At 72.2% G+C, this 26,486-nt stretch carries 23 protein-coding genes; 12 read left to right on the forward strand and 11 right to left on the reverse strand.

Features of this window, described 5'->3' with window-relative positions:
* Positions 1 to 42 precede the first annotated feature (42 nt).
* Complete coding sequence (locus ACRWNP_RS34850) at positions 43 to 417, reverse strand: hypothetical protein (protein WP_431968650.1); 375 nt, start codon at positions 415 to 417, stop codon at positions 43 to 45.
* Positions 418 to 538: 121 nt separating this feature from the next.
* On the opposite strand from ACRWNP_RS34850, the gene ACRWNP_RS34855 reads away from it, so the two are divergent.
* Positions 539 to 1,030 carry an FBP domain-containing protein gene (locus ACRWNP_RS34855; RefSeq protein WP_431968652.1) on the forward strand — a complete coding sequence of 164 codons (492 nt, stop codon included), beginning with the start codon at positions 539 to 541 and terminating at the stop codon, positions 1,028 to 1,030.
* A 236-nt stretch (positions 1,031 to 1,266) separates the two neighbouring features.
* On the opposite strand, the gene ACRWNP_RS34860 is transcribed toward ACRWNP_RS34855, so the two are convergent.
* Positions 1,267 to 2,436, reverse strand: a complete 1,170-nt coding sequence (locus tag ACRWNP_RS34860) for an MFS transporter (RefSeq protein WP_431968654.1) — start codon at positions 2,434 to 2,436, stop codon at positions 1,267 to 1,269.
* Between the two features lie 47 nt (positions 2,437 to 2,483).
* Here ACRWNP_RS34860 and ACRWNP_RS34865 point away from each other — a divergent pair, with 47 nt between their 5' ends.
* Complete coding sequence (locus ACRWNP_RS34865; RefSeq protein ID WP_431968656.1) at positions 2,484 to 3,899, forward strand: PLP-dependent aminotransferase family protein; 1,416 nt, start codon at positions 2,484 to 2,486, stop codon at positions 3,897 to 3,899.
* Between the two features lie 130 nt (positions 3,900 to 4,029).
* Here the strand turns inward: ACRWNP_RS34865 and ACRWNP_RS34870 are convergent, their stop codons facing one another.
* The 3 genes from ACRWNP_RS34870 to ACRWNP_RS34880 all read right to left on the reverse strand — a co-directional run bounded on the left by ACRWNP_RS34870 (position 4,030) and on the right by ACRWNP_RS34880 (position 8,303).
* Positions 4,030 to 6,120 (reverse strand): acyltransferase family protein, encoded by a 2,091-nt coding sequence (locus ACRWNP_RS34870; protein WP_431968658.1) that lies wholly within the window; start codon positions 6,118 to 6,120, stop codon positions 4,030 to 4,032.
* A 393-nt stretch (positions 6,121 to 6,513) separates the two neighbouring features.
* A complete protein-coding gene (locus tag ACRWNP_RS34875; RefSeq protein ID WP_431968660.1) occupies positions 6,514 to 7,182 on the reverse strand; it encodes a response regulator in 669 nt (222 codons plus the stop codon).
* Entirely contained in the window at positions 7,179 to 8,303 is a 1,125-nt protein-coding gene (locus ACRWNP_RS34880; protein ID WP_431968662.1) for a histidine kinase, read from the reverse strand. Before ACRWNP_RS34880 ends, ACRWNP_RS34875 begins: the two co-directional genes overlap by 4 nt.
* Before the next feature lie 219 nt (positions 8,304 to 8,522).
* Here ACRWNP_RS34880 and ACRWNP_RS34885 point away from each other — a divergent pair, with 219 nt between their 5' ends.
* Positions 8,523 to 8,879: a DUF6223 family protein gene (locus tag ACRWNP_RS34885; protein ID WP_431968664.1), complete on the forward strand. Its 357-nt coding sequence runs from the start codon at positions 8,523 to 8,525 to the stop codon at positions 8,877 to 8,879.
* Positions 8,880 to 8,918: 39 nt separating this feature from the next.
* On the opposite strand, the gene ACRWNP_RS34890 is transcribed toward ACRWNP_RS34885, so the two are convergent.
* The 3 genes from ACRWNP_RS34890 to ACRWNP_RS34900 all read right to left on the reverse strand — a co-directional run bounded on the left by ACRWNP_RS34890 (position 8,919) and on the right by ACRWNP_RS34900 (position 11,068).
* The gene (locus tag ACRWNP_RS34890; protein WP_431968666.1) at positions 8,919 to 9,908 is read right to left on the reverse strand and encodes an NAD(P)-dependent alcohol dehydrogenase; all 990 of its coding nucleotides are present in this window, start codon (positions 9,906 to 9,908) and stop codon (positions 8,919 to 8,921) included.
* Positions 9,909 to 10,029: 121 nt separating this feature from the next.
* Positions 10,030 to 10,731 (reverse strand): TetR/AcrR family transcriptional regulator, encoded by a 702-nt coding sequence (locus tag ACRWNP_RS34895; RefSeq protein WP_431968668.1) that lies wholly within the window; start codon positions 10,729 to 10,731, stop codon positions 10,030 to 10,032.
* A gap of 91 nt (positions 10,732 to 10,822) precedes the next feature.
* Complete coding sequence (locus ACRWNP_RS34900; RefSeq protein WP_431968670.1) at positions 10,823 to 11,068, reverse strand: hypothetical protein; 246 nt, start codon at positions 11,066 to 11,068, stop codon at positions 10,823 to 10,825.
* 439 nt (positions 11,069 to 11,507) lie between these two features.
* On the opposite strand from ACRWNP_RS34900, the gene ACRWNP_RS34905 reads away from it, so the two are divergent.
* From ACRWNP_RS34905 to pqqE, 9 genes are all read left to right on the forward strand, one after another.
* Positions 11,508 to 12,902: a LytTR family transcriptional regulator DNA-binding domain-containing protein gene (locus tag ACRWNP_RS34905; RefSeq protein ID WP_431968672.1), complete on the forward strand. Its 1,395-nt coding sequence runs from the start codon at positions 11,508 to 11,510 to the stop codon at positions 12,900 to 12,902.
* A 37-nt stretch (positions 12,903 to 12,939) separates the two neighbouring features.
* Positions 12,940 to 15,198 carry a catalase/peroxidase HPI gene (katG, locus tag ACRWNP_RS34910; protein WP_431968674.1) on the forward strand — a complete coding sequence of 753 codons (2,259 nt, stop codon included), beginning with the start codon at positions 12,940 to 12,942 and terminating at the stop codon, positions 15,196 to 15,198.
* A gap of 284 nt (positions 15,199 to 15,482) precedes the next feature.
* The gene (locus ACRWNP_RS34915) at positions 15,483 to 15,944 is read left to right on the forward strand and encodes an MSMEG_3727 family PQQ-associated protein (RefSeq protein WP_431968676.1); all 462 of its coding nucleotides are present in this window, start codon (positions 15,483 to 15,485) and stop codon (positions 15,942 to 15,944) included.
* Positions 15,945 to 15,966: 22 nt separating this feature from the next.
* Complete coding sequence (locus ACRWNP_RS34920) at positions 15,967 to 17,667, forward strand: PQQ-dependent dehydrogenase, methanol/ethanol family (protein ID WP_431968678.1); 1,701 nt, start codon at positions 15,967 to 15,969, stop codon at positions 17,665 to 17,667.
* Between the two features lie 45 nt (positions 17,668 to 17,712).
* On the forward strand, positions 17,713 to 17,808 hold the full coding sequence (pqqA, locus tag ACRWNP_RS34925) for a pyrroloquinoline quinone precursor peptide PqqA (protein WP_431968680.1): 96 nt from the start codon (positions 17,713 to 17,715) through the stop codon (positions 17,806 to 17,808).
* A 92-nt stretch (positions 17,809 to 17,900) separates the two neighbouring features.
* Positions 17,901 to 18,809 carry a pyrroloquinoline quinone biosynthesis protein PqqB gene (gene pqqB, locus ACRWNP_RS34930; RefSeq protein WP_431968682.1) on the forward strand — a complete coding sequence of 303 codons (909 nt, stop codon included), beginning with the start codon at positions 17,901 to 17,903 and terminating at the stop codon, positions 18,807 to 18,809.
* A 4-nt stretch (positions 18,810 to 18,813) separates the two neighbouring features.
* The gene (gene pqqC, locus ACRWNP_RS34935) at positions 18,814 to 19,554 is read left to right on the forward strand and encodes a pyrroloquinoline-quinone synthase PqqC (protein WP_431968684.1); all 741 of its coding nucleotides are present in this window, start codon (positions 18,814 to 18,816) and stop codon (positions 19,552 to 19,554) included.
* Positions 19,555 to 19,559: 5 nt separating this feature from the next.
* The gene (gene pqqD, locus ACRWNP_RS34940) at positions 19,560 to 19,889 is read left to right on the forward strand and encodes a pyrroloquinoline quinone biosynthesis peptide chaperone PqqD (protein WP_431968686.1); all 330 of its coding nucleotides are present in this window, start codon (positions 19,560 to 19,562) and stop codon (positions 19,887 to 19,889) included.
* Positions 19,882 to 21,000, forward strand: a complete 1,119-nt coding sequence (gene pqqE / locus ACRWNP_RS34945; RefSeq protein ID WP_431968688.1) for a pyrroloquinoline quinone biosynthesis protein PqqE — start codon at positions 19,882 to 19,884, stop codon at positions 20,998 to 21,000. The genes pqqD and pqqE overlap by 8 nt, the downstream gene beginning before the upstream one ends.
* Here pqqE and ACRWNP_RS34950 read toward each other — a convergent pair.
* From ACRWNP_RS34950 to ACRWNP_RS34960, 3 genes are all read right to left on the reverse strand, one after another.
* On the reverse strand, positions 20,960 to 21,499 hold the full coding sequence (locus tag ACRWNP_RS34950) for a manganese efflux pump MntP (protein WP_431968690.1): 540 nt from the start codon (positions 21,497 to 21,499) through the stop codon (positions 20,960 to 20,962). The two genes, pqqE and ACRWNP_RS34950, sit on opposite strands and share 41 nt — an antisense overlap.
* A gap of 263 nt (positions 21,500 to 21,762) precedes the next feature.
* Positions 21,763 to 24,294, reverse strand: a complete 2,532-nt coding sequence (locus tag ACRWNP_RS34955) for a CehA/McbA family metallohydrolase (RefSeq protein WP_431968692.1) — start codon at positions 24,292 to 24,294, stop codon at positions 21,763 to 21,765.
* A gap of 543 nt (positions 24,295 to 24,837) precedes the next feature.
* A complete protein-coding gene (locus tag ACRWNP_RS34960) occupies positions 24,838 to 25,911 on the reverse strand; it encodes a PP2C family protein-serine/threonine phosphatase (protein ID WP_431968694.1) in 1,074 nt (357 codons plus the stop codon).
* Positions 25,912 to 26,486: the final 575 nt, after the last annotated feature.

Here is a 26,486-nt window from a genome sequence, read left to right on the forward strand (position 1 = left end):
CGTCATGCGAACGGCCGCGCGTGACCGGCCGCGCTGCCCGCGTCACCGCACCGCCGGCAGGTGGGCGGGGGCGACGCGGGACTCGGCCCGCACGGGGAAGGCCAGGGCGGCGCGGACGAGGGCCATGGCGGCCGGCGTAGCGAGCAGCGCCGCGCCGCCGAAGGCCGGAAGGCGGCCGTCCAGCGTGCTGCACGCGGTCGCCAGGACCGTCGCGAGCCCGGTGACCGCTCCGGTCAGGCAACGGCACGGTCGTGGCCCCGGTCGGCAGCGTCCCCGATCAGCGCGCCGCCGACGCCCCGGCTTCCACGAGTACGGTGCCGGCACCCCGGCACCCCGGTAGCGGCAGTCGGGACGAACCCCGCCGTCCAGGGAGACCCGGCGGACCTCCCCCGCGGACGGCTCGCAACGAACCTTCATGCAGCCGGCCATCACGTCGCCGTCGTCGATGGCCGCTCCGCTCGAACCATAGCCTCTCCCCCACCTAGCTGCGACGATTATTAATTTGCCTAATACCTTTAGGTAAATTAGCCTGCAGCTTATGGAGCCATTGACTGAGCGAGAGATCCGTTCCGCCTTCGTGAACTGCAGCAAGGGCGAGGCGAAACGCCTGCACGTGCCTCGCGATCTGGCCGAGCGCCCCTGGGACGACCTGGACTTCCTCGGCTGGCGCGACCCCCAGGCGCCCGACCGGTCCTACCTCGTCGCCGAGCTGGACGACCGCCTGGTGGCCCTCACCCTGCGCAGTTCCAGTGCCGCCTCCTGGCAGGCGCGGCCCAGCATGTGCTCGATGTGCCTGACCACCCACACAGGAGGCGTCGAACTCATGGTCGCCCCGCGGGCCGGCAAGGCCGGACAGCAGGGCAACACCGTAGGCGCCTACATGTGCGGCGACCTCGCCTGCCCGCTCTATGTGCGGGGCAAGAAGGACGTGGGCATCGGCGCACGGCTCCACGAGACGCTCACCATGGAGGAGAAGATCGAGCGGACCGTCGCGAACCTCGCCGCGTTCATCGCGAAGGTCACCATGTGAAGCCGGCTCCCCACTCGACAGGCTCCCCCCGCTACGCGGCTTGTCCGGCTGGATCACGTTCCTGTCCAGCAGGAACCCTGCCGGCGCCGCGGTGGGCGGCGACCTGAGGCGTGAGTACGCAGCGGACAAGATGACCGGCTACGCGCCGGCCGTGGACGACGCCGCGCATACCCGGCCACCGCCTCGGCGCGGTCGTCACGGCGGCCCCGCCGCGACGCGGGGCCCGGCCGCCCCGGTCAGCGGTCGCGCCACGCGGGGGCCAGGGCGAGGAGCATCGCGGCGGCGGTGAGCGCGAACGCCGCCGGGTAGCCGGTGTGGGCCGCCGTCGCGCCGAAGGCGAGGGCACCCACGCCCATTCCGCCGTCGTAGGCCACGTTCCACAGCGCGCTGACCGTCCCGTACCCCGACTCCGGGACCCGGGAGTACATCAGCGTGAGCGTCGCGTTCTGCGCCACCCCGAAGCCGGCTCCGAACAGCACGACCCCGGCGAGCACCGCCACCGGGCTGCCCGTCCCGGCCGTCAGCAGGAGGCCGGCGGCCGAGGCCAGCAGGCCCGGCAGTACCAGACGGGCCGGGCCGTGGCGGTCGCCGGACCGGCCGGCGAACCAGCGGGCCACGGTGGACGTGGCGGGCTGGGCGAACAGCGCGACCGTCACCATCACGGACAGCGACGCGGGCACGGCGAGCGGCAGGAACGTCACGATGATCCCCGCCCCCAGCGCCGTCGTCGCGAACACCGCGGTGGGCCGCGCCAGCGCCCCATCGCGCAAACCCGCGACCACGCCGGCGTCCCGGCCGTCGGAAGGTTGCCGTCCGGGCAGCCCCGGCACTACGACGACCGCGGCCAGCGCCATCACCCCGCCGGCCACGCACACCGGCGTGAACCCGACGTGCGCGGCCAGCCACACGCCCAACGGCAGGCCCACCAAGGACGGCACGCCCGACACGATCCCCGCCAGCGCGAGCCCCTCGCCGCGCCGCTCCACCGGGATCAGCGCGGCCGTCAACGCGCCGCCCGCGACAACGGTGAGCGCGAAACCCAGACCTCGCAGCAGGCACACCGCGACGATCCACGCCATGCCGTCCCCGGCGGTCAGCACCAGTGCGGGCGCCCCGAGCAGGACCAGCCCCGCGGCCAAGGCCACCCGGTAGCCGTACCTGGCCACCAGGCGCGGGGTCGCCAACTCGCCGCCGACGGTGGCGAACATCAAAGCGCCGGTGGCCAGGCCCGCGTCGGCGCCGCTGCGCTGGGCGTACAGCGGCACCACCGACAGCAGCAGGAAGAAGTTCGCGGAGGCGCCGATCACCGTCCAGAAGCGCAGCAGCAGCTGACGGGTCACCAGTGGCGGGCGGGCGGGTGCGGAAGGTGTGCCGGTCTGGGGCGGGGTGCTGGGTGGCGTGGTCATGTCGCCGACGCTAGAAGCCGGCCGGTCCCCCGGTAAGCTCCAATTCCATGCCGCTTCAGTGGTCCGGTCTGTCGCCCGAGCTGCTGCTCACCGTGGACCGGGGCAGTCGCGAAGGGCTGCGCGCCCAGCTGGAACGCCAGATCAGGGACGCCATCCGGGCCGGCCGACTCCAGGTCGGCGAGCGTCTGCCGTCCTCACGCGAACTGGCCCGCCGCACCGGGGTCTCCCGCGGCCTGGTCCAGGACTGCTACGCACAGCTCCAAGCGGAGGGCTATCTCACCACCCGCATCGGAGCCGCCACCACCGTCGCCGCCCGTGCCTGCCCCCAGCCCGCGCCCACGCCGGCGTCCGGCCCACCGCAGGCCGGGCCGCGGCTCATGGCCGACTTCCGGACCGGCGTCCCCGATCTCGCCTCCTTCCCAGTGGCCGACTGGCTGTGGGCGACGCGCGAGGCGACCCGCGCTCTGCCGTCCACCGCGCTCGACTACGGCGACCCGCGCGGCGCGCCGGTGCTCCGCGAGGTGGTCGCCGGGTACCAGCGGCGGGTCCGGGCCGCGGCCGCCGACCCCGGACACACCGTCATATGCTCCGGCTACGCCCAGGGCCTCGCCCTGGCCCTGCGCGCGCTGGCCGCCCGTGGCGTGACCACCGTCGCCTACGAGGACCCCGGCGCACCCGCCGCGACAGCCCGGGCCGCCGTACTGGCCGGGATGACGGCGATACCGGTGCCCGTCGACGAGAACGGCATCGACGTGCGGGCCCTGGAGGCGACCAGCGCGCGAGCCGTCCTCGTCACCCCAGCGCACCAGTGGCCGACCGGCGTCGTCATGACCGCCCGGCGACGGCGCGCGCTGATCGCCTGGGCTCAGCGCCGTGACGCCGTCGTCATCGAGGACGACTACGACGCCGAGTTCCGCTACGACCGCGACCCCGTCGGCTCGCTCCAGGGCCTGGCCCCCGACCGGGTGCTGAACATCGGCACCGTCAGCAAATCCCTCGCGCCGGCCCTCCGGCTCGGCTGGCTGCTGTGCCCGCCCGTCCTCCACGGACCCATCGTCGCGTTCAAGGCCTCCGACGACCGCGGCTCCCCCACCATCGACCAGGTCGCCCTCGCCCACCTGATCACCTCCGGACGCTACGACCGCCACCTGCGACGCATGCGCACCGAGTACGCCGCCCGGCGCGCCACCCTGGTCGAAGCGCTGGCCGTGCACGCCCCCGGTGTACGGCTCACCGGTCTCGCCGCAGGCTTCCACGCCGTCGCCCACCTCGGCCCGGGCTGCGACGAGGATCAGGTCGTGGCCGCGGCCCGGGCCCGGCGGGTCGGCCTCTACGGGATCGCCGCAAACCACTCGGCGCCGGCCACGGGGGGCGGCGCCCGGCTCGTACTCGGTTTCGGCAACACGAACCAGCACGCGATCGCCGCCGGCATCACCGCCGTCAGCGACCTCCTCACGGGCTGAGGCGCATGCCGGGCGTCTCCCGTGCGCGGCGCGCCGTGGTCGGGCACAGGCGGGCCCGGCACTGTCACGGACTGCAGCGCCAGGCCTGCCTGCACCCATGGAGACCGGATGGCACGGCTTCCTGTGACAGCTACTGCGCGCGGCTCGGCCCTGGACGCCGGTTCAGGTCGGCTCCGTAGAGGGTGGTCATCGCGTCGTCCAGTACCGGTGCGATGGCCTCGGCGTAGGACTCGGTGAGGTGGCTGTCGTCGCGGTAGACGAAGGTGTCGTCCACCACCACGGGGCAAACACCGCCGGTGCCGCAGAGCCAGGGCGCCGGGTCGACGACCGAGACGCCGGTGGCCGCCGCCGCCTCGGTGATCTCCCGCTTCTTGTCGGGATCCCTGACCGCGTGCCCGATGTCGGAGGCGCACCGGTGCAGCTCCAGCGGATGGTTCCCCGCGCAGTCCACCGCGTCGCCGTCGGGCCACGGGGTGTCTTCGACGGCCAGCACCTCGGCACCGGAGGACGTCAGTTCGCGGTAGGTGCGCTCGAAGCCTTCCGTCCACTGCCGGCGCGGGTCCCCGGACGGCCGGGCCAGGTCGGCCGCGTCCGAGGAGGAGGCGATGACCAGCGCGGGACGCAGGGACCTGATCCGGGCCAGTGCCCTGGTGCGCCACCGGTCGCACGAGGCGTACGGCCTGCCCTGGTGGACGGTGGTCACGGCGGCGACCTTGCACGAGGCCTTGGTCAGCGACACCAGTCGCCAGTGGTGCTCGCGGGCCAGTCGCTCCAGAGCCGGGAACCACTGGGCGGCGTGTGAGTCCCCGAAGAGCACGACCGTCGTCGACGCCGACCGGTCACCGTAGACGCACGGCGGAGTCGCCGCGCTGCCGTAACCGATGTGACAGCCGTCCCGGTAGATCGCGGACGACGTCCCCTTGATCATGGTGAGACCGGGCGTCAGGTTGGACGGCAGACTGCGGGACGGTGCGGCCAGCAGCCCGGTCAGGTGTGCCTGCGGATCGGCGGCCCCGGTGAGCGCGCTCCTCAGATGTGGCGCCGCCACGCCCGAGCTGATCCGGGGCGGGAAACTCTCCGCGACCAGCACCGCTGCGACGGCGCACGCCGTCATCCCCGCCCCGAGCCCCAGCGCCCGCAGCGGACGGTCGCGGAAGACGCGGTGGAACCGCACCGGATTCTCCACCAGGTGCAGCGTCACCCAGGCCGGCAGGAGCGCGAGCGCCGCCGACACCAGTGCGAACCCCACCGTCGGCGGCCGGTTCAGCGCCGCCGGCAGGATCACCAGCGTCGGCCAGTGCCACAGGTACCAGCTGTACGACAGGCCGCCGACCCACGTGGCCGGCCGCAGCGACAACAGCCACCCGGCGCCGTACCGCGCCGGCGCACAGCCGCCCGCCAGCACCAGCGCGGCGCCGAGCACCGGCACGACGGCGTACCAACCGGGGAACGGCGTGTCATCGTCGAACGCGACAGCCGCCACCAGCAGTGACACCAGCCCGGCCCAGCTCATGGCCGCGGCCGACCAGGCCGGCAACCGCTCCAGCCTGCGCGTGGACAGGGCGAGCAGCGCGCCGACGCCCAGCTCCCACAAGCGGGTGTGCGAGCCGAAGTACCCCCAGGACGGTGAGACCCCCGTGACCGACAGGTTCAGCAGGAAGGAGACCAGGCACAGCACGGCGAGGGGCGCCGCGACCAGCCCGGCACGGCGCCGCGCCAGTCTCCAGCTCGCCCACAGCAGCAACGGCCAGAGCAGGTAGAACTGCTCCTCGACCGCCAGCGACCAGTAGTGCTGGAACGGCGACGGCGGGCTGCCGGCCTGGAGGTAGTCGGTGCCGGCGCCTGCCAGCCGGAGGTTCACCACGTAGAAGGTGCTGCTGAGTGCGTCCGCCACGTACGCGTGGAAGCGGACCTTCGAAAGGAACAGCCACGCCCCGCAGAGCGTGACCAGCCCTACGGCCGTGGACGCGGGGAGCAGCCGCAGCGCGCGGCGGGCGTAGAACCGCCGCAGGGACACGCGGCCGGTTCGAGCGAGTTCGCGCGACAGCAGCGAGGTGATGAGGAAGCCCGATATGACGAAGAAGACATCAACCCCGATGTAGCCTCCCGCCAGCCGGCCGACTCCGGCGTGCGAGAGCACCACCAGTACCACCGCGAGCGCGCGCAGGCCCTGAATGTCCTGGCGCAGCCGTGCTCCGGCGCCGGGCGGGTGCGGCGCCACGGCGCCGTACCCGCCCGGCGCCCGGCCGCCGCCATGAGCCGTCAGTGGGGGCGCCGACCCCCGCGCCGAACTCTCCGCAGGCCGCGACGCACGCACCACGAAACTCTCCCTTGATCATGACCGATGAACGCCGAGCGACACGACGCCACGGCCAAGACCCTTCACAACCGGACAGGGTTGCGCCGGTTCGGAACGATTCATCCGCTCCTCACCGAGCACGCGCCCACTGTTGCCCCTTCGTTCACCGACGCTCACGGTGAACGGCTCTGGCCGGACTCCGGCTCACGTCGGCCGGCGACGCCGCCTTCCTCCCCGGCACGAGCCCGGGGAGGACAAGAAGCACCCCAGGATCCGCCGGCCGCTGTCCCCGGGCGCCGTCATCATCCGCCGAGGTCAGGAATTGCGGGGGACCACCAGGCCGGATTCGTAGGCGAGCACCACGAGCTGGGCGCGATCGCGGCAGTGGAGTTTGGTCATGGCCCGGTTGAGATGGGTTTTCGCCGTCAACGGGCTGATCACCATGCGGGCGGCGATCTGGTCGTTGGACAGTCCCTGCGCGACCAGGGCGACGGCCTCGCGTTCGCGGTTGGTCAGCTCTTCGAGCCCCACGCCGGTGCCGGAGCCGGTGCCGGGCGGCTGGGCCACGTACCGGTCGATCAGCTTGCGGGTGATGGAGGGCGCGAGCAGGGCGTCGCCGCGCGCGGCGACGCGTACGGCGTGGAGGAAGTCCTCCGGCACGATGTCCTTGACGAGGAATCCGGCTGCGCCGGCGCGCAAGGCGTCCAGGACGTACTCGTCCAAGCCGTAGTTCGTCAGGATGACGACATGCACGCCCGCGAGGGCCGGGTCGGCGGCGATGCGCCGGGTCGCCTCGATGCCGTCGACGACCGGCATGCGGATGTCGATGAGAGCGATGTCGGGCAGGTGCTCCCTGACCAGTGCCAGGCCCTCCTCCCCGTCGGAGGCCTCGGCCACCACCTCGATGTCGTCCTCGAGGTCGAGGAGCGCCCGGAATCCGCTGCGCAGGAGCGGCTGGTCGTCGACCAGCAGGACACGGATCACGACGTCCGGTCCACGGGGAGTTCGGCCTGGACCGTGAAGCCCCCCTCACCACGCGGCTCCGCCCGCAGCCGGCCCCCGAGCGCGGTGACGCGCTCGCGCATCCCGAGCAGCCCCACGCCGGGCACCGGGGCGGAGCCCGGCCTGGCCTTGCCGTCGTCATCGACGCGGACCGCCAGGGCGTCCGCACGGCAGTCGATCCGGACCGACGCCGTGCCGGCGGCGGCGTGCCGGGCGACGTTGGTGAGCGACTCCTGAACGATCCGGTAGACGGTCCGGCCCACCGCGGTGGACACGCCGTGGTGTTGTCCCTCGATCGTCAGCGTCGCGTCCAGGCCGATGGCACGCGCCCGTTCCACCAGTTCCGGAACATGGTCGAGACCGCGCGGCGGGGCCTTGTCGTCGTCGCGCAGCGCCTCCAGGGTCGCACGCAGTTCCCGGCTCGCCTCACGTCCGGCGTCCCGGATCGCCAGCAGGGCCTCCGGCACCTGCTCGCCGGTCCTGCGGGCCACGTGGACGGCGACTTCGGCCTGCACCTTGATGATCGAGATCTGGTGGGTGAGGGAATCGTGCAGTTCGCGCGCGATGCGCAACCGCTCCTCGTCGGCGCGGCGCAACGCGGTCTCCTCGCGGGTGCGCTCGGCCTCGTCCGCCCGCCGCTCGGCCTGCCGCAGTGCCTCCCCCGCGGCGCCGGCGGCGATCAGCCAGGCCACCTCCAGGGCGCCGCGGGCCTGCGCGAACGCCTGGCCCGTGTCGTGCAGGGAGACCAGGGCCGCGAGGGGAAGCGCGGCCAGCATGGCCACGCTCGCCACCACCGTGACGGAGCGGTGTCCCGCCCGTACGGCGGCGTAGACCGCGAACAGGTAGGCGACGGCGGGCACATCGAACCCGGCCGCCTGGTAGCCGACCGCGCAGAGCCCGGTGGCGGCCAGCACGGGCAAGGGCATCCGCCGGCGCACGGCGAGCGCCAGGCCGCCGCTCGCCAGCAGTACGGAACCGAGCAGGCCGAGGGCTCCCGCGGGATGCTGCCCGGACAGCCCGGTGGCCAGCAACGCCGCCGCCACGCCGATCGCGATCGCCCAGTCGCCGGCGGCGGTGGGCACGCCGAACCGTCCCTTGTCCATGCGCGCACCCTAGCCGGACGCCGCCCGGGGCGAGTCCCGCTCGCGGACGAGCCGTTTCCTACCACGTCCGCAGTACACGCGCGGCGCCTGCGGCATCCGCAGCAGCGGACTGCCTCAACGGCGGCAGCACGAAGTGACCGCGCCTGCGGGATGCTCCGTGCCGGGACCGGCGGCCATGATCGGGCGACATCCCAGTCGTGGCAGACGAAGGAGAACCCCATGTCCGTCGGATCCGTCCTGGCGCAGGCCGCCACCAGCTCCTACACCCTGACCCCCGAGCGCGTCTGGGCCGGCACGGCCGCTGTGCTGGCGCTGCTCAGCGTGGTCCTCGGCGTGCTCGCTCTGACCTCCTTCGCCCGGCGTATCGGGACGGGCGACGGGCGGGCCCCGGCGATCGCGGCCATGGCTGCCGGGCTCGTCTCCGTGGTCAACGGTGGGCTGGTGGTGGTCACCGCCGACGGTGGCCCCGGCACCGGCAACGGGATCGTCGGTGGGTTCGTGGCCGTGGCGATCGGGCTGGTCGCCGTGGTCCTGGGCCGGCAGGCGCTGGCCCGCTGCTCCCGCCGCGCCGCCTGAGCGCGGCGAAGGCGAGCGGCGGTCGCCGGACCGGGAAGCTCAGGGAACGGTGATCACGGCCTTGCCGCGGGCGTGGCCCGCCTCCACATGGCGCATGGCCTCGGCGGTTCCGGCCAGCGGGTAGGTCCGGCCGACCACGGGGGTGAGCCGGCCGGCCTCGATGAGCGCGGTCACCGCGAGCAGATCCTCCCGGATGGGGCCGGCCGGTGCCGCCGGGAGGATGACGCGCAGTCGCTGCCGGACGACCGTGTTGGCCGCGACCAGCCGCAGCGTCGAGCCCACCGCCCCGACCACGCGGCCGGGCGATCCGCCGCCGTTGGCCACCAGGATGCCCGCCGGGGTCAGCGCCCGGCGCAGCCGGCTGAGCGGGTGGTTGCCGACGTTGTCCAGGATCAGGTCGTAGCGGGTGTCCGTACTGGTGAAGTCCTGCCGGGTGTAGTCGATGACGTGTGCGGCTCCCGAGGAGCGCGCCAGATCGGCGTTCCCGGGGCTGCACACCGCGGTGACCTCGGCGTCCAGGGCCGAGGCGATCTGCACCGCGAAGCTGCCGACGCCGCCGGCCGCCCCGTTGACCAGTACGCGCTGCCCGGCCTTCGCCTCGCCGACGGTACGGATGCCGCGCAGCGCGGTCACCGCCGCCATCGGCACTGCCGCGGCCTGCTCGAACGTCAGCCCAGCGGGTTTGGGGACCACCAGGTCCGCCGTGGTTCGGGCGTACTCGGCGAAAGCTCCCGGGCAGAAGCCCAGCACCTCGTCGCCGGGCTCGACGCCCTGCACGCCGGGACCGACCGCCGCCACCTGGCCGGCGGCGTCGATGCCCGCCACCGGCACCTTCGGCCGCGTCACCCCCATGCCGCCCAACAGCCGCGCCACATACGGGTCGCCGCGCATCATGTGCCAGTCGTACGGGTTGAGCGCCGCCGCGCGTACCCGCACCAGTACCTCGCCGGGCCCCGCCTCGGGCCGGCCGACGTCCTCCAGCCGCAGGATCTCGGGCGGGCCGAACCTCTTCTGGACGATCGCTTTCATCGACCCCCCCCAACGCCTCGCCGTCATGTCCGACTCCCTTGCCACGCACCGTAGGTGTACGGCGTACACTCGTCAAGAGGCATGGCAGCAGGCCGCGTTGGCGGGTTTCCTTTTCGCCGGGTCAGGCCGCGTCGCGCAGCCGCTCCAGGCCGTCCAGCATCAGGTCCAGTGCGAACTCGAACTCCAGCTGGTCGTCGCAGCCGGCACCGACGACGGACTCCGCGTCGTGGGCGACCGCCATCGCCAGTTCGGTGACATGCGGGTAGCGGGCCGCCATCTCCTCCGGGGGCAACGCGTCCGGGTCCGGCTCGCCTCCCGGGGTGTCCTCGAACAGCTCCTGGGAGAAGCCGAGCACACGGCTGCCCATGATGTGCATCGCATGATGGACCAGATCCAGCGGGAAGCCCCCGGCCCTGAAGATGCCGATCATCGAGTCCAGGTAGCCCAGCACCGCCGGAGTCGGAGCCGAACGCGCCTTCATCCGCGCCTCGATCACCCCTGACGCCCACGGATGACGCAGCAGCATCCGGCGCGCCGACAGCACCCGCCGCCGCACGGCCGCCTTCCAGTCCACTCCGGCAGCGGGCGGGTCGATCTCACCGACCACGGCATCGATCATGCCGTCAAGCAACTCGTCCTTGTTCGCCACGTGTTTGTACAGCGCCATGGGCACCACACCGAGCGATCCCGCGATCTTCCGCATGCTCAAGGCCGCGACTCCGCCGTCATCGGCCAGGGCCACCGCGGCAGCCAGGATCCGCTCCCTGCTCAACGGCTGACGGGGCCGCGGCGCGGCGCCGGCCTGCATGGCGATCTCGACCATCCCCCTCGCTCCACGGCTCGATCAGGCCTGTTCCCTCAGGACCACGGCGGCACACGCGCGGACAGGCCGGACCCATCCTCCCCCACACCCATTACCGCTGCGCGGCGCGGGGGCGGGAGGCAGGCAGGCCGGTACCGGCCGCGGTCGCCAGGAGCAGGAACGTCGCCCCCTCGCCGTAGGAGCCGGTCGTCTTCGCGATGACCGGTCCGGCCCACAGGATCGTCCCGCATGACGGGACCCGCGCGGCCAGGCCGACCGGTAGGTCACCACCGCGGACGAGGCGAGCGACGCCGCGTTCGCCCGCGAGCTCGCGCACACCTGGCGGTACGGCGTCCACCGCCGCCCCTCACCCCCACCGCAGAGGGCGCACCACCGCCGCGCCCCGGCGCGGCGCCCCGCTCAGCCGGAAGCCGGCGGACCTTCGCCGCGACGAGGGGTCGCGTCGCTCCCTCCGGCAGGGGATCCACGACCGGCGTCGCGCCTCGGCCCAGCTCATCGGTCCCCTCGTCCGGCACTCCCCGCCGCGACCGGCTGCCGATCATTCGACCTCGCGGGGTCAGCCGCGGCACCCCAGGAGGGAAATACCCGATCGGGGGTTGTATTAGGGTGGATTGTGCAGGCCGGTGACACGGCCTGGCGCGGGTGACGAAACAGGAGAACCCGCGACGCGGTACTCGGCCCCGCGCCGGCCCGCCCGCCCGCCACGAGCGGTGGTCAACGGCGCGGACCGCGTCCACGCCGTCGGGTAGGGGATGGGCCGGAGGCGGTTGTGAACCATGAGAGACACACGTCGGCTTGAGCCCAACTCGGCGAACCTCGGCGGCGGCTCCGTGCTCGCCGCATGGGAACGGTTCGTGCAGGGCGAGGATCATGTGCCCGGTGTCCGGCCCCTCGTGGCGATCTCCTGGCAGCGCTGCCGGGAGCAGTACCGGGTCGATCCCCACCTCGCCAAGGCCCCGGTGGCCGTCGCGAAGCGCGACCCCGTGCCCGAGCACGACGGAATCCTCGCCGAGCTGGGCTTCCGCGCCGCGGCAGTGGCACAGGAGGTGGGCAATCTCGGCGGTGTCGTCACCGTCGCCGACGCCACCGGCCGGATCCTGGCCTCGTGGGGTGATCACGCCACGCTCACCCGCGCCGGCGAGTGCAATCTGGCGCCCTGGTTCTGCTGGTCCGAGTGCGCGGCCGGCACGAACGGCATGGGCACGGCGCTGGAGGCGCACGGCCCGGTACCGATCAGGGGCGCCGAGCACTGGTGCCGGGCGTTCCACGACTGGGCGTGCGCGGGCATCGCGGTTCGTGACGTGGTGACCAGGGAACCGATCGCGGTGCTGAACATCTCCTGCTGGCGCAGCAGGCTGCCCACGGCCGCCGAAAACTGGCTGGCGAGCGCCGTCGGCATGGCCCGCTCTCCCCTGAAGAGGCGCGCCCGGGACAGCGGCGCGGAGTTGGTCGCGGCCTACACCCAGGCCAGGACGACGTCCGCGGCCCCGCTCGCCGCCGTGGACACCGCGGGCAAGGTGGTGATCGCCGACGACATGGCAAGCGTGCTCCTGGGCGTCCCCGCGTACACCCCGGCGATCGACCCCACCCTGCGGTGGAACCCCGGGCTGCCGGAATTCCTCGCGGCCGCCCGGTACGCCAGCGGGCAGGCGGCCCACGATCCCGACTGGGTCGGTTCGACGCAGATCTTCGCCCACCTGGCCGACGAGCCGACGTCGATCAGCATCCGGCCCGTCTTCTCGTCCGGGCGCCTGATCGGGCATCTGGTGCTCTTCGGGGTTTCCGGCGGGGCGCGCATGCCACCCGCGGAGGGGTCCGCGCACCCCGGGATGCCGCCGCGCCGGCTGGTCGCGACGCGCGAGAACCGGATGGTGCTGCTGCGACTGCCGGAGATCTGCTTCGCCGAGTCCCACGGGAACGACGTGTGGCTCGCCACCGATCAGGGGCGGTTGCGAGCCTCGTCCTTGAGTCTGGACAAGCTGGACAGCGATCTGGCGGATGTCGGCTTCCTGCGCGTGCACCGCCGGTACGTGGTCAATCTCAGCCGCATCCGGGAGATCGAGCGCGGCCTCAAGGGCGAGCTGTCCCTGGTCATGGACGACCGGGCGAACGGGATGGTGCCGGTTTCCCGGCGGAACGCGCCGGCTGTGCGTCGCGCGCTGAACATCTGAACCACCAAGCGACCTCCAATCCGGAAGGAGCTCCCCCGTGACGGACATCCCGGACGCCGTTGCCGGCGAGGCGAACGCCGGCAGCGGGGGCGGTCTCGGCCTCCCCGCATCGGCCGCCGCCCCAGCCTCCGCCGGGCACCCCGGCCGGCCGATCGCCGGCGCGGGCAACCACGACTGGTGGCCGGACCGGCTCGACCTGAGGATCCTGCGGAAGCACCCCGCCATGGCCGACCCCATGGGCAAGGACTTCGACTATGCCGCGGAGTTCCGGACGCTCGACCTCGACGCCCTGGCGCGCGACGTCGACGAGGCGCTCACGACCTCGCACGACTGGTGGCCGGCCGACTTCGGCCACTACGGGCCGCTCGTGATCCGGATGGTGTGGCACTGCGCCGGGACGTACCGCATCGCCGACGGCCGCGGTGGCGCGGGCTCCGGCATGCAGCGGTTCGCACCGCAGAACAGCTGGCCGGACAATCGCAACCTCGACAAGGCGCGCCGGCTGCTGTGGCCGGTGAAGAAGAAGTACGGCCGCAAGATCTCCTGGGCCGACCTGATGGTCTTCGCGGGCAACCGCGCCCTGGAATCGATGGGTTTCACGACCTTCGGCTTCGCCGGCGGCCGGGCGGACGTGTGGGAGCCCGACGAGGACGTCTACTGGGGTCCCGAGCGCGTCTGGCTCGGCGACGAACGCCATGGCGGGGTCCGGGAGCTGCAAAGCCCCCTGGCCGCCGACCAGATGGGCTTGATCTACGTCAACCCGGAGGGGCCGAACACCGTGCCGGACCCGCTCACCTCGGCCCGGGACATCCGCGAGACCTTCCGGCGCATGGGGATGAACGACGAGGAGACCGTCGCACTGATCGCGGGCGGCCACACCTTCGGCAAGACCCACGGCGCGGCGGCCCCGGACACCTACCTCGGCCCCGAGCCCGAGGCCGCCCCCCTCGAGCAGCAGGGCCTGGGCTGGAAGTGCCGCTACGGCACCGGCAAAGGCCCGGACACCATCTCCAGCGGGCTCGAGGGCACGTGGACGCCCACCCCCACGACATGGGACAACAGTTTCTTCGAGACCCTGTTCGGCTACGAGTGGGACCTGGAGCTGAGCCCGGGCGGCCTGTGGCAGTGGACGCCGCGGGACGGCGGCGGGGCCGGCACCGTCCCGGACGCCCACGACCCGTCGGCCACACATACCCCGACCGTGCTGACGACGGACCTGGCGCTGCGGTCGGACCCGGTCTACGAGCCGATCTCACGGCGCTTCCTGGAGAACCCGGACCAGCTGGCGGACGCGTTCGCCCGGGCCTGGTTCAAGCTGACGCACCTCGACATGGGCCCGGTCCAGCGCTACCTCGGACCGCTGGTCCCGCGGGAGAGGCTGACCTGGCAGGACCCGGTCCCCGCGGTGGACCACGAGCTCGTCGGGGCCGCGGACATCGCCGCGCTCAAGAGCCGGCTCCTGGCCTGCGGGCTGTCCGTCTCCGAGCTCGTCGGGGCGGCGTGGGCGTCGGCCTCGACGTTCCGCGTCAGCGACAAGCGGGGCGGGGCGAACGGCGCGCGCGTCCGTCTGGAGCCGCAACGGGGGTGGGAGGTCAACGACCCCGACACGCTGGCGCGGGTGCTGCGCACCCTGGAGGGCATCCAGAAGTCCTTCAACGGCTCCAGCACCGGGGACAAGAAGATCTCGCTGGCCGACCTCATCGTGCTCGGCGGGGCCGCCGCCGTCGAGCGGGCCGCCGAGGCGGCCGGCTACGTCGTGAAGGTCCCCTTCGCTCCGGGACGCACGGACGCCACGCAGGAGTGGACCGACGTGGAGTCCTTCGCCCCCCTCGAGCCGGCCGCGGACGGGTTCCGCAACTACCGCGGCAAGGGCGCCCGGCTGCCCTCGGAGCACCTGCTGGTCGACCGCGCGAACCTGTTGGGCCTGAGCGTGCCCGAGACGACCGTCCTGGTGGGTGGCCTGCGGGTGCTGGGCGCCAACCACCGGCAGTCGCCGCTGGGCCTGCTCACCTCGGAGCCCGGGTCGCTGACCAACGACTTCTTCGTGAATTTGCTCGACACGGGCACGGCGTGGGAGCCGGAGTCCGCGACCGCCGAGACCTTCGTGGGGCGCGACCGGGGCACCGGCGAGGTCAGGTGGACCGCGAGCCGGGTCGACCTCGTCTTCGGCGCGAACTCCGAGCTGTGTGCCGTCGCGGAGGTCTACGCGAGCGACGACGCGCGGGAGAAGTTCGTGCGGGATTTCGTGGCCGCGTGGGACAAGGTCATGAACCTCGATCGGTGCGACCTCGGCTGATCCTCTCGGCGGTGGCTTTCGGGGGACGAACGGTGGCCGGTCGCGGGCGAACGGCACGAGCCGCCCCGTACCGGCGCCCATGCTTGTCGGTGTGATCCATCCGGCGTAGCGTGTTTATTGGGCAAAAAATTATCCGCTTTTCGCCGTGACAAAATACGGTGCATGAATTCGACGTCGATTCCGAGAATTCGAAGGAAGGTGCGGAACCGGCTGCGCCGTACCGCCGTCGACGCGGTCGGCGCGAGGTGGACACAGCGATTCGGCATGAGGAGAGTGACGCCCCGATGACGACCACGCAGGAGCGATCCGACCTGCTGGACAAGATCGGGTTGGCCGAACAGAACAAAGCAGCGCTGGGTCAAGTGCTGGGAACCGGGAATATCGGCTATGCCGCCGAGAAACCGGACGGCAGGATGCAGGCCACAATTCGCATCCACCCCGACGAGCTGACCTGGGATCCCTCTATTCTGGTCATGCCCCATGGAGGCGATATCGAGCTCGAACTCGTCAACGACGACCTGAACACGCATTGCGCGCTCCTGCCGAGCAATGGCGACCGGAAGTTCATCTGGTTGGTGAACCATTCGCGCGGACGGGCGACCCTCAACCTCGACGGGCCGGGTTACTACTGGTTCGGCTCGCCCACGGGCAATGACGAGGGCCGGGGGTTGACCGGGGCCATCGTCGTCATGGGGGACGCTCCGCCGGAGGCTCGCCTCGACCGCCCCGAACAACCGCGGCCGTAGGAAGAAGGAGGAGGCAGAACCAATGACCGTGGACTACGTGGACGCGGGTGAGGCCGTCGACCAAGGGAAGTTGACCGGCAAGGTAGCGGGCGGGGACGTCGCGCCGCCCGTGGTGGCGAGCGTCGACTACGAACGCATACTCAATGCCCGCCAGGAGCCCCACAACTGGCTCACCTACTACGGCGCCTACAACGGGCAGCGGTACAGCCCGCTGGACCAGATCAACACGGAGACCGTCAAGCGCGTCGCCCCCGCCTGGGTCTTCCAGGCCGGCACGACCGGCCTGATCGCGGGCGCGTCGACCTACTCGTTCGAGGCCGCACCGATCGTCGTCGACGGGGTCATGTTCCTGTCCGGTTGGGACGGCTGGGTCTGGGCCCTCGACGCGAAGACCGGCGTGGAGATCTGGCGGTACAAGCACGCGGTCCCCTTCGACGTGTCCTTGTGCTGCGGAAACGTGAACCGTGGGGTCGCCGTGGCCCAGGGCAAGGTCTTCTTCGTCACGGCGAACGCACGTGTGATCGCACTCGACGCCACCACCGGCAAACGGGTCTGGGACAAGACCTACGGTGACGTCCGGGCCGGGGAGAGCGCCACACTCGCCCCGCTGATCGTGAAGAACATGGTCATCGTCGGGAGTTCCGGCGGTGAGTTCGGCGTACGCGGCCACCTCGACGCGTTCGACCTGAACACCGGCGAGCACCAGTGGCGCTGCTACACGGTGCCCAAGCCCGGGGAGCCGGGTTCGGAGACCTGGCCCGCCAACGGCGAGGCGTGGGCGCGCGGTGGGGCGAACTGCTGGGTGACCGGCACCTTCGACCAGGAGACGAACCTGCTGTACGTCGGCACCGGCAACCCGGCGCCCGACTTCGACGGGGGGGTCCGCGAGGGCGACAACCTCTTCACCGACTGCGTCATCGCCGTCGACGTCGACAGCGGTCAGATCCGCTGGCACTACCAGTGCACCCCGCACGACGTGTGGGACTACGACAGCATCGCCGAGTGCATCCTGTTCGAGCGGGACGGCCGCAAACTGCTCGGGCACTTCGACAAGAACGGCTACTTCTTCGTCCTGGACCGCACGAACGGCGCGAGGGTCGGGATCACCCCCTTCGTGGACCGCATCACGTGGGGGGCCATCACGAGGGACGGCCAGGTGACGGCCAAGCTGTACCCCGAAAAGGAGGGAGAACCCGTCCACTTCTACCCGGGTCCGGCCGGCGCCAAGGAATGGACCCACGCGGCCTACAGCCCGAAGTCCGAGCTCTTCTACGTCCCCGTCCAGGACACCGGCGCCACGGCCACGCGGCGGCGGCGGGAGTTCAAGGAGAGCATCCCGTACTGGGGCGCGGGCGTTCAGGTCGACATCGAGGACATGGCGGGGTCCGTCAGCGCGTTCGACGCCGACGGCCAGGAGAAGTGGCGCTGGCGCAACGAACTGCCCATGTGCGCCTCGGTGCTGGCCACCGGCGGCGACCTGGTGTTCGCCGGCGAGCCCTCCGGCGAGTTCAACGCGCTCGACGCCCGCACCGGGCAGCAGTTGTGGCAGTTCCAGTGCGGCAGCGGCCACCACAGCAGCCCGACCACCTACATGGTCGACGACAGGCAGTACATCGCCGTACCGGTCGGTTGGGGCGGATGGGCCGAGGGATTCCTCCCCGGCATGCTCGGCGCGGGGCACGGGAGCGCCCTGATCGTCTTCGCCCTCCCCGAATGGTCGTAGCGCGCGACCGGAGCCTGCCGTATCCGGCGGGAAGGAGGTGGATTCATGGAATCCCAGCTCACCGAGTGGGAGACGCCCGAGTTCGAGGTGATCGCGGTCGCGGCCGAGGTGACCATGTACGTCGCCCGGCTGGAGGACTAGCGAGCGTGGGGCCCGCCGGACCGGGTCCGGCGCCGCCCCCGCGCCGTCGGCTCTGGACGCGACGGACGGCCGGGCCGGTGACGGACCCGGACATGCGACGAACGGAGTTCCGCGTGTTGCTGCGAGTGCTGGGCTCGGCGGCGGGGGGTGGGTCCCCGCAGTGGAACTGCGGCTGCCAGGTGTGCGCCGCCGTCCGCTCCGGGGCAGGCCCTCCGCGCACCCAGTCCTCGATCGCCGTCAGCGCCGACCACCGCCGTTGGTTCCTCCTCAACGCCTCACCGGATCTCCGCGCCCAGTTCGAGGCCTTCCCCGGCCTGCACCCGCGGGGCCAGAGGGCGACGCCGCTCGAAGCGGTGCTGCTCACCGACGCCGAACTGGACCACACGCTGGGCCTGCTCCTGTTGCGCGAGGCCCGTGCACTGCGGGTGTACGCCACACCCGCCGCGCACAAGACGTTGTGCGACGGCTCGGGACTCCTGAGCACGCTCCGGCACTACTGCACCGTCGAGTGGCGGGCGGTGATCCCGGGCGCGGATCTGTCCCTGACGGACGGGCTGTCCTGCCGCGCGTTCGACGTACCCACCGCCAAACGCGCCCGGTTCGCGGCCGAGGCGGACCACGGCCGTGTCGTGGGCTACCGGCTGACCGACGAACGAAGCGGGGGGACGCTGGTCTACCTGCCGGCGGTGCAGGCCCTGACGCCGGCGCTGCGCGCGGAGATCGAGGGCTGTGGATGCCTGCTGATCGACGGGACCTGCTGGCGCGACGACGAGCTCGTACGGCTCGGACTGGCCGGCAAGACGGCCCGGGAGATGGGCCACCTGCCCATCGACGGCCCGGACGGCAGTCTGGCGCAGCTCCCGTCGCTGGGCGCCGGGCGGACGATCTTCGTGCACATCAACAACACCAACCCGATCCTCCTGGCGGACTCGCCCGAGCGGCGTGCGGTGCGGGAGAGCGGCATGGAGGTGGCCGCGGACGGCATGGAGGTGCAGGTGTAGGACCGTGACAACAACACCCACAACCCCGACAACCCCGGCAACACCGACGGGAACGACCAGGAGCAGCAGCGGAGTCGACGACTTCGTCGAGACGTTGCGCGCCCACTCGCGTCGGTACCACGACCAGCACCCGTTCCACGTCGCGATGAACGCCGGCCGGCTGAGCCGCCGGCAGATCCGTGGCTGGGTGGCCAACCGCTTCTACTACCAGGAGAACGTCCCCCGCAAGGACGCCGCGATCCTTTCCAACTGCCCCGACCTCGAGGTCCGCCGCCGCTGGATCCGGCGGATCGTCGACCATGACGGCGCCCGCGCGGGCGAGGGCGGCATCGAGGCCTGGCTACGTCTCTGTGAAGCGGCCGGGCTGACCCGCGAGGAGGTCCTGGACCACCGGCACCTGGTGCCCGGAGTACGGTTCGCCGTCGACGCCTACGTGGACTTCGCCCGGACCCGCCCGTGGGTGGAGGCGGTGGCGTCCTCGCTCACCGAACTGTTCGCGCCCGACCTGATGGCCGCCCGCCTGGCCGCCTTCGAGCGCTGGTACCCGTGGATCGACCCCGAGGGCCTCGCCTACTTCCGCGCCCGCCTGGAGCAGGCTCCGCGCGACTGCGAGCACGCCCTCCAGGTGGTCACCTCGCGCTGCCTCTCCGCCGAGTCCCGGGCGCGCGCCGTCGACGCCCTGTCGTTCAAGTGCGACGTCCTGTGGAGCGTGATGGACGCCATCGACCAGGCCTACCCGGAGTGACCGCCATGGACCCGACCCGTACCGCGACGGCCCGGACCGGCCCCAGGACCGGACCCGGCACCGAGGTCCGCGGCTCGGACCGGCCCCGGCTGGCGCGCCACGTCCGGCTCACCTTCTGCCGGACCAGACGGCGTCCGATCCTGCTGCACCCCGAGACCGTGGTGGTCCTGAACGGCAGCGGCGCGGCGATCCTCGAACTGTGCGACGGGCGGCACACCGTGACCGAGATCGTGACCGAACTGGGCGGACGCTACCGGACCGTCCCCGGGGACGAGGTGCGGCGGTTCCTTGCCCGGCTCGTCGCCCGGCGGTGGATGGAGCTCTCCGATGGATAGCCCGTTCGGGTTGCTCGCCGAGCTCACCTACCGCTGCCCGCTGGCCTGCCCGTACTGCTCCAACCCGCTGAATCTGGGCGGCTACCAGGACGAGCTGGACACCGGCGAGTGGCGGCGGGTGCTGGCCGAGGCCGGCGACCTCGGGGTCCTGCAGTGCCATCTGTCCGGCGGGGAACCCCTGCTGCGGCGCGACCTGGTGGAGATCACGGCGACCGCCCACGACCTGGGCCTCTACACCAACCTCGTGACCAGCGGCATCGGGCTCTCGCGTCCGAGGGCCGAGCAACTGCGCGCCGCGGGCCTGGAGCACGTGCAGGTCAGCATCCAGGCCGACGAGCCGGTCGTGTCCGACAGGATCGCCGGCATCCCGTCCTTCCGGCGCAAGGTCGAGGCGATGCGCGTGGTCAAGGAACTGGACTGGCCCCTGACGGTGAACGTGGTGCTGCACCGGCACAACATCGACCGTGTCGCCGACCTGATCGAACTGGCCGAGGAGGTGGGCGCCGACCGGCTGGAGCTGGCCAACACCCAGTACTACGGCTGGGCCTGGCGGAACCGTGCGGCCCTGCTGCCCAGCCGGGCACAGCTCGCGGCGGCCGAGGTCGTCGTGCGGGAGGCACGTGAGCGGTTGCGGGACCGCATGGACGTCATCTACGTCATCTCCGACTACTACAGCCGCTACCCGAAGCCCTGCATGGGCGGCTGGGCGTCCCGGTTGCTGACCGTGACGCCGAACGGCGACGTCCTGCCCTGCCCGGCCGCCCAGTCCCTGCCGTTGCCGCGGGCCAGCGTGCGGACGGACTCGCTGGCGTGGATCTGGGCCGAGTCCCCGGTGATGTCCGCCTTCCGGGGAACCGACTGGATGCCCGAGCCCTGCCGGAGCTGTTTCCGGCGCGAGGTGGACTTCGGCGGGTGCCGTTGCCAGGCGTTCCTGCTCACCGGCGACGCGGCACGCACCGATCCGGTCTGCCACCTGTCGCCCGACCACCATCTGGTCGTCAAGGCCGTCGAGGCCGCCAACGCCGACCAGCGGGCCGGCGATCACCCGCCGGTGCCCCGGCCGCACCGGCCTAACCGCCGAACCACAACGGCAGCGCCACAGCGGCGATGATCAAGGTGACCCCGCTCAGCAGGTCCGAGCGGATCCGGATGAGTCGTGCCGCCGCCCGCCCGAGCCGTAGCCCGATCAGCGACATCACCGCCGTCACGATTCCGAAGACGGCGGCGGAGAACCACGGCGAGAGCCCGAGGATCCCGAGGCTCGCCCCGGCGAACAGGTTGTCCAGGCTCAGCGTCAACGGGATGCCGAACAGCGCCCACGGGTGGTCCAACTCGTGCGGCTCGGGGTTCCGAAGGGACGAGATGACGAGGTAGAGACCGTAACCGCCCAGCGCGACCGCGCCCACCACGTCGGCGACGTCCCCGACGGACTCCCCGATCCGGCGACCGATCAACAGCCCGACCAGCGGCATGACCGCGTCCCACAGTCCGAAGGCCAGCGCGACCTGCACCGCGCGCTTCAGACCGAACGGTACGGTGCCGAGCGCGATCGACACCCGGAAGTTGTCGAGACTGAGTACAAAACCCAGGACCAGTATTTCCCAGATCATGGCGATGTCGCTGCCTGGTGGCGCCCGACGGCGGCTGGGCCGAACCCAGCCCGTGGAATGTCCGTCAGGTTGGAGAAGGTGCCCCGGACGGTCCGCGGAATCAACCCGCGAATCGCGCTCCCGGGCGTTTTCCACACTACCCGCCGCGGCGCGCCGGGCCAATCGGTCCCCGGCGCCGCCCCGCCGCAGCACCCCCCTCCCCACGCGCCTGCGGCCCCGGAGGCGCGTGGGGAAGGATGCCGTGCGGTTCGCGGGCCGGCTGTTCAGGCCAGCTTCACCCAGAAGATCTGCTGCGTCTCGTCGCGCTGTGTGCGCGCCGCGCCGCGGTCGCTGGTGAAGACCACGACACCCCTGTGGAGGGCGGGCCAGGTGTTGTTGCCCCCGTGGCTCACCTGAGTGGCGCCGGACCAGCCCTCGGCGCGGTCGAGGGTGGCGGTGAAGATCTTCCAACGCCAGTCGGCCGAACGGGAGTCGTACCAGACGGCGCGCACCGTGCCGTCTGGGTCCACGCCGAGCTTGGCCCGCTGGCTCATCGCGTCGGCGTCCAGGGCGAGGTTCTCGAAGGCCGTCCAGGTCGCGCCACCGTCGGTGGAGCGGCTGGCCCGGAGCTGGAGGTTGGAGCCCGAGCTCTGGAGCGCGCCGCTCTCCCAGATCGCGACGAACGTCCCGTCCCGGTCCACGGTCAGGCCGGGGTGCCGGTCCGAGCGGTCACTGACCCTGCTGACCTGGACCGGGGCGCTCCAGGCACGACCCGGCGCCCTGCGCACCGACGCCAGGACCTGCCAGTTGTCCGGGTCCGTGCCACCGGCGGCCGGTTGGCCCGAGGGCGGGGTGTGACCGGTCCACAGCGGGTCCGGGTCGTAGCGATCGTCCTGCCAGCTGATCACGGCGTGCTTGCCGTCGTGGACGGCGACGGCCGGGAACAGCGAGGCGGGGTAGCGCGGCGAGCGGGCGTCGCCGGGCACTCCCGGGCTGGTCGCCTTGCCCGCCGCGGAGATGTTCACCGCCGCCTTGTCGACGCCTACGATCTGCGCGTACACGTCGAACGCGCCTTCGCTGTTGTCGGACCAGGCGACCAGCGGACGCTTGTCGTCGACCAGCGCCAGCGCCGGGTGGATGGCACGCCCCTTGCCCTTGCTGATCTTGGTCGGCGCCTTGAAGGAGCTGCCGCCGTTGGCGCTGTGCGCGAGGAGGATCACCGGACGGTGCGGCTGCTCCTTGCCCAGCTCGTCCTGCCAGACCACCCAGACGTCGTGGGAGCCGGCGACGATCCGCGGGAACCGCGCGGTGGCCGAACGACCGGACAAGGTGGCGGACTTGGTGACCCTGCCCTTGCTGTCGAGCCGGCGGTAGACCACCTTGCTCGCCTGCTTCTCGTGCACCTCCGCCACGACGTGCGTGACGTCGCCGACGACCGCGACGTCGGCGAAGCCGGTGAACGTTCCGATGTCGCCGGTGACGAGTGCCGCCTTGTCGCGGGCGGTGTCGGCGGCCGGGAGCGCGATCTCGGGCCGGGGCTCGGCCCGAGCGCCGACGGAGACGAAGACGGGCGAGGTGGCGGCGCGCAGCTGGTCGGGCAGGTTCGGGTCGGCGTCGGAACCGGAGGCGCTGCCGGGGGACCGGGCCTCGGCCCGGTACCAGCCGTGGTCCGTGCCCTTCAGTACGAGCGGGAGTTCGTAGCTCTCGTCGGCTCGCTGCGGGTGGTAGCTCGCGATCGGGCCGGCCGAACGGCCGGGCGCCGCGTACACGTGGACGGTGGTTCCCTTGCCGCCCCTCACCTTCACGCGCAGGGTGGCCTGCTTGGGCAGCTTACGGTCGGACACGACCACCTCGTCGCCGCCGATCGCCTCGAACACCCCGTCACCGTCGACGTCGGCCTCGATGGTCAGGAACGGCCCCGAGGTGTTCTGCGCGACCGTCGTGCGGCCGCCGCGGAACCCGTCGAGGACGCCCAGGACCGAACGCTGCGCCGCGAAGACGTGGGTGGTGGGCGTCCCGGGGGCGTCGACGTCCCACAGCTCGCGGAAATGGCAGTCGCTCGCCGCCGCGACCCCGAAACGGAAACCGGCGTTCCAGCGGTTCTCCGCGTACTCGACCTGTTCGTCCGGGCCGGTGGAGACGTTGAGCACCTCGACGAGGTCCGCGCCTTGGACGCTGGCGTTGGCGTTCGGGCCTGCAGCCGGCGTGTACTCGCCGTCGTCGGGGTGGGCCTGCGACCACACCGCACCCTGCGCATGGGCGTCCCAGACCGACTGCTGCACGTGCCGGAAGGCCGCGGAACCGGCCGGGTTGGCGCCGTCCACGATCACGTCCACGTTGCCCAGCACGATGGCGTGAGGCGAGCCGTTCGCCTCCTCGCCCGGGATCAGCAGCAACTTGGACGACTTCCACTGCGGATCCCAGACCTGGTCGTACGTCCGGTGGTCGGTCAGCGGCATGAAGTCGAGGCCGGCCTTCTCGCCCTGGGCGATCTGGTCGCCGACCGGAAGGTTGCCGGGGAGGGTCTGATGCGAGGTCTGCCGGGGCCCGCTGCCGTCCGAGGAGTGATCGTCGTGGACGTGGGTGTCACCCGCGAGCCACTTGCCCCTGGGCGCCTTGGCCCGGTTGAGCACGGAGGTCCCGCTCGCCGTCTTGACCTTGCCGCTCGGTTCGAGGGCGGATCCGGTGACCGCGTCGGCGGTGCTCGCGCCGACACCGACCGCCGCGACGGCGGCTCCCGCTATGACGACGAACCTTCGGCGGGTCAGAGCCTCGGATTCACGGCCCGGCCCGTTGGACCCTCTTGTCGTTTCCATGTGCTGCGCCTTTCCGTGCACCGTTCCCCGGTGGATCGGTGTGAAGTCTCCCGAGACGGTAAAGCGCACCTTTTGCCACGAAATGAACGAACAGCGAACTGTTCACTGTGATGTGACAGATAAGGCGCCACTTGGCGCCTGGGCGGCTCCACCGTGCACGCCGCTGTCAGGGTCGACCGACCGGCCCGGAGCGGGTACGAGTCGGGGCCTCGCGCCACCCGTTCCATGACGGCCGCGCGAAGGCCCTCGCGTCTTCGCGTCAGGAGATCGCGACCCGGGTGCGGCCGCCTCCGGGCAGCACTGACCGGCCGGTCTCGTCATGACCGGCTTCGCGGAGGGCCCAGCCGTCCTTCCTGCCCTTCACTGTGGCAGGCGGTCCCTGTCCCCCGCATGCGTCAAACACCCCTATGGGTGTGGCCGCTGTCCGGGTCGAACGACCCCCGTGCCCGTTCCTCGGATCCCCCGCGGGTCAGCAGTCCGGCGTCCCGCAGGCCGCAGCCCCCGCGGGACGCCGGCCCCCTCCCCCGGCAACCCGACTGGCGATCAGTCCTGCCGCCACTGCGCCGCGTCCTCGCGCCAGGCCTCACCGGCCCGCCAGGACAGCAAGGCCGCGTCCGGTTCCTCCACGCGGGTCAGCGCGACCATCGCCAGGTCGTCCTCCGGGAGCCGCCCGGCGTGCTCGACGACGTCCTCGAGGATCTCTCCGAGCACGTCCGGCAGGCACACGTGACTCGGCGTGCCCTGCCGGATCCACCGCCACGCGGTCGCGCGTTCCAGCAGCGGGTAGCAGCGCCCGTCGGCGTCGCGGGCCTCCATCAGCCCGTCGGTGTAGAGCAGCAGCGTGTCCCCGGGGCACAGTTCGAAGCGTTCCTCGATGGCGCCGCACTCCCGCAGACCGTACAGGCCCAAGGGGGGAGCCGGGCAGCCCGCCACCAGCGCGACACTCCCCCGGCGAGCCCGTATGGGCGGCGGATGGCCGTGGTTGACCATACGGGCGAACCGCTCGCCGTCCCGCACCTCCAGGAGAAGCGCCGTCACGAACCGCTCGTCCTTGTCGCGGGCGAGGTCCTGGCTCTCGGCCAGGTGGAACAGGAAACTCTCCTCCAGCCGCGCCGACAACTCGGCCAGGGTCGCGGCGCGCGGCGCCCACTCCCGGAACGCGCCGAGCACGGCCGCGACGTCCTCGAAAGTGGGCAGGCCCTTGCCGCACACGTCGCCGATGATCAGGCGGGTCGACTCACCCGCGCGCGCGACCGCGTAGAGGTCCCCGCCCACCTGGCCGCGGCCCCCGCAGGGCCGGTAGATGGAGGCGAGCCCCAGCGCGCCGATGCGCCCGGGGAGCGGCCGCAGCAGGACCCGACGCACGGTGTCCGACACGGCGCGCGCCTTGGCCGCCCGGCAGCGATAGCGGGCCTTCACGCGGCCGAGCACCATCGCCGCGGTCCCCGCGGTGATCAGCGGCGCGAGGCCGCACGCGAGGCTCGGATGGGAGTACAGCGGCAGGATCACGCACACCGCGCAGACCGCGAGGATCCACGCCACGACGCTGGCGACGGCCAGATATCGCAACCGGTTTCCCTCGTCCCGCCCCTCCTCGAACTGTTCGACGTCCGTCATCAGCGCCACTCCCTCGCGGTCGTGCGCGGGGCCAGGAGCCGACGGATCCGCGATCGGTCCCTGGCCCACGCATGGGCGTCCCACTCGTGATGGGACACCTCGACCGTAGGGAGCGGCCGGGCCCGGCCCCTTGCCCCGTCGTGCACGGCGCTTTGCCCGTCCGTGCAGGGCCCGGCACCATCCCGGTGGTCAGGGGCGGCATGCGGCCCAGGCCGTGCGCTCGGTGCGTACGCACAGGCCGGCCCGGCGCAGAATGCTGTGGGCGCTGCCGGTGTCGAGCAGCCCGTCGAGGGCGGTCAGGTCCCCCGGCGACAGGGCGGACGCGACGGCGGTGCGCGGCGCAGCGCACCGAGGGCGCAGCGGCCCACCGTCTCGGTGGGAGCGGGGTGATGTCGATCGTCAGAGCGCTTTCGGCTTCGACGGTGAAACCGGCCTCGCCGCACCGGAACCGGCCGGGAAGACCCGCCCCTTGACACCGGTGCGGGACGCGGCAGCCGCAAGAGGAGCGTGCTGCCGCGTCCGTGTCGCCGTCCCCGGCGGCCGACGCCCGTGTGCGCGCGGACTACTGGGACACA

The sequence above is a fragment of the Actinacidiphila sp. bgisy160 genome, assembly GCF_965342435.1.
Lineage (GTDB): Bacteria > Actinomycetota > Actinomycetes > Streptomycetales > Streptomycetaceae > Actinacidiphila.

Bases quoted from the DNA above. Each gene is read 5' to 3' on its own strand.
- ACRWNP_RS34850 (WP_431968650.1), bottom strand. From the start codon at position 417: ATGAAGGTTCGTTGCGAGCCGTCCGCGGGGGAGGTCCGCCGGGTCTCC.
- ACRWNP_RS34855 (WP_431968652.1), top strand. From the start codon at position 539: ATGGAGCCATTGACTGAGCGAGAGATCCGTTCCGCCTTCGTGAACTGC.
- ACRWNP_RS34860 (WP_431968654.1), bottom strand. From the start codon at position 2,436: ATGACCACGCCACCCAGCACCCCGCCCCAGACCGGCACACCTTCCGCA.
- ACRWNP_RS34865 (WP_431968656.1), top strand. From the start codon at position 2,484: ATGCCGCTTCAGTGGTCCGGTCTGTCGCCCGAGCTGCTGCTCACCGTG.
- ACRWNP_RS34880 (WP_431968662.1), bottom strand. From the start codon at position 8,303: ATGGACAAGGGACGGTTCGGCGTGCCCACCGCCGCCGGCGACTGGGCG.
- ACRWNP_RS34885 (WP_431968664.1), top strand. From the start codon at position 8,523: ATGTCCGTCGGATCCGTCCTGGCGCAGGCCGCCACCAGCTCCTACACC.
- ACRWNP_RS34890 (WP_431968666.1), bottom strand. From the start codon at position 9,908: ATGAAAGCGATCGTCCAGAAGAGGTTCGGCCCGCCCGAGATCCTGCGG.
- ACRWNP_RS34895 (WP_431968668.1), bottom strand. From the start codon at position 10,731: ATGGTCGAGATCGCCATGCAGGCCGGCGCCGCGCCGCGGCCCCGTCAG.
- ACRWNP_RS34905 (WP_431968672.1), top strand. From the start codon at position 11,508: ATGAGAGACACACGTCGGCTTGAGCCCAACTCGGCGAACCTCGGCGGC.
- ACRWNP_RS34915 (WP_431968676.1), top strand. From the start codon at position 15,483: ATGACGACCACGCAGGAGCGATCCGACCTGCTGGACAAGATCGGGTTG.
- ACRWNP_RS34920 (WP_431968678.1), top strand. From the start codon at position 15,967: ATGACCGTGGACTACGTGGACGCGGGTGAGGCCGTCGACCAAGGGAAG.
- pqqA (WP_431968680.1), top strand. From the start codon at position 17,713: ATGGAATCCCAGCTCACCGAGTGGGAGACGCCCGAGTTCGAGGTGATC.
- pqqB (WP_431968682.1), top strand. From the start codon at position 17,901: ATGCGACGAACGGAGTTCCGCGTGTTGCTGCGAGTGCTGGGCTCGGCG.
- pqqD (WP_431968686.1), top strand. From the start codon at position 19,560: ATGGACCCGACCCGTACCGCGACGGCCCGGACCGGCCCCAGGACCGGA.
- pqqE (WP_431968688.1), top strand. From the start codon at position 19,882: ATGGATAGCCCGTTCGGGTTGCTCGCCGAGCTCACCTACCGCTGCCCG.
- ACRWNP_RS34950 (WP_431968690.1), bottom strand. From the start codon at position 21,499: ATGATCTGGGAAATACTGGTCCTGGGTTTTGTACTCAGTCTCGACAAC.
- ACRWNP_RS34955 (WP_431968692.1), bottom strand. From the start codon at position 24,294: ATGGAAACGACAAGAGGGTCCAACGGGCCGGGCCGTGAATCCGAGGCT.
- ACRWNP_RS34960 (WP_431968694.1), bottom strand. From the start codon at position 25,911: ATGACGGACGTCGAACAGTTCGAGGAGGGGCGGGACGAGGGAAACCGG.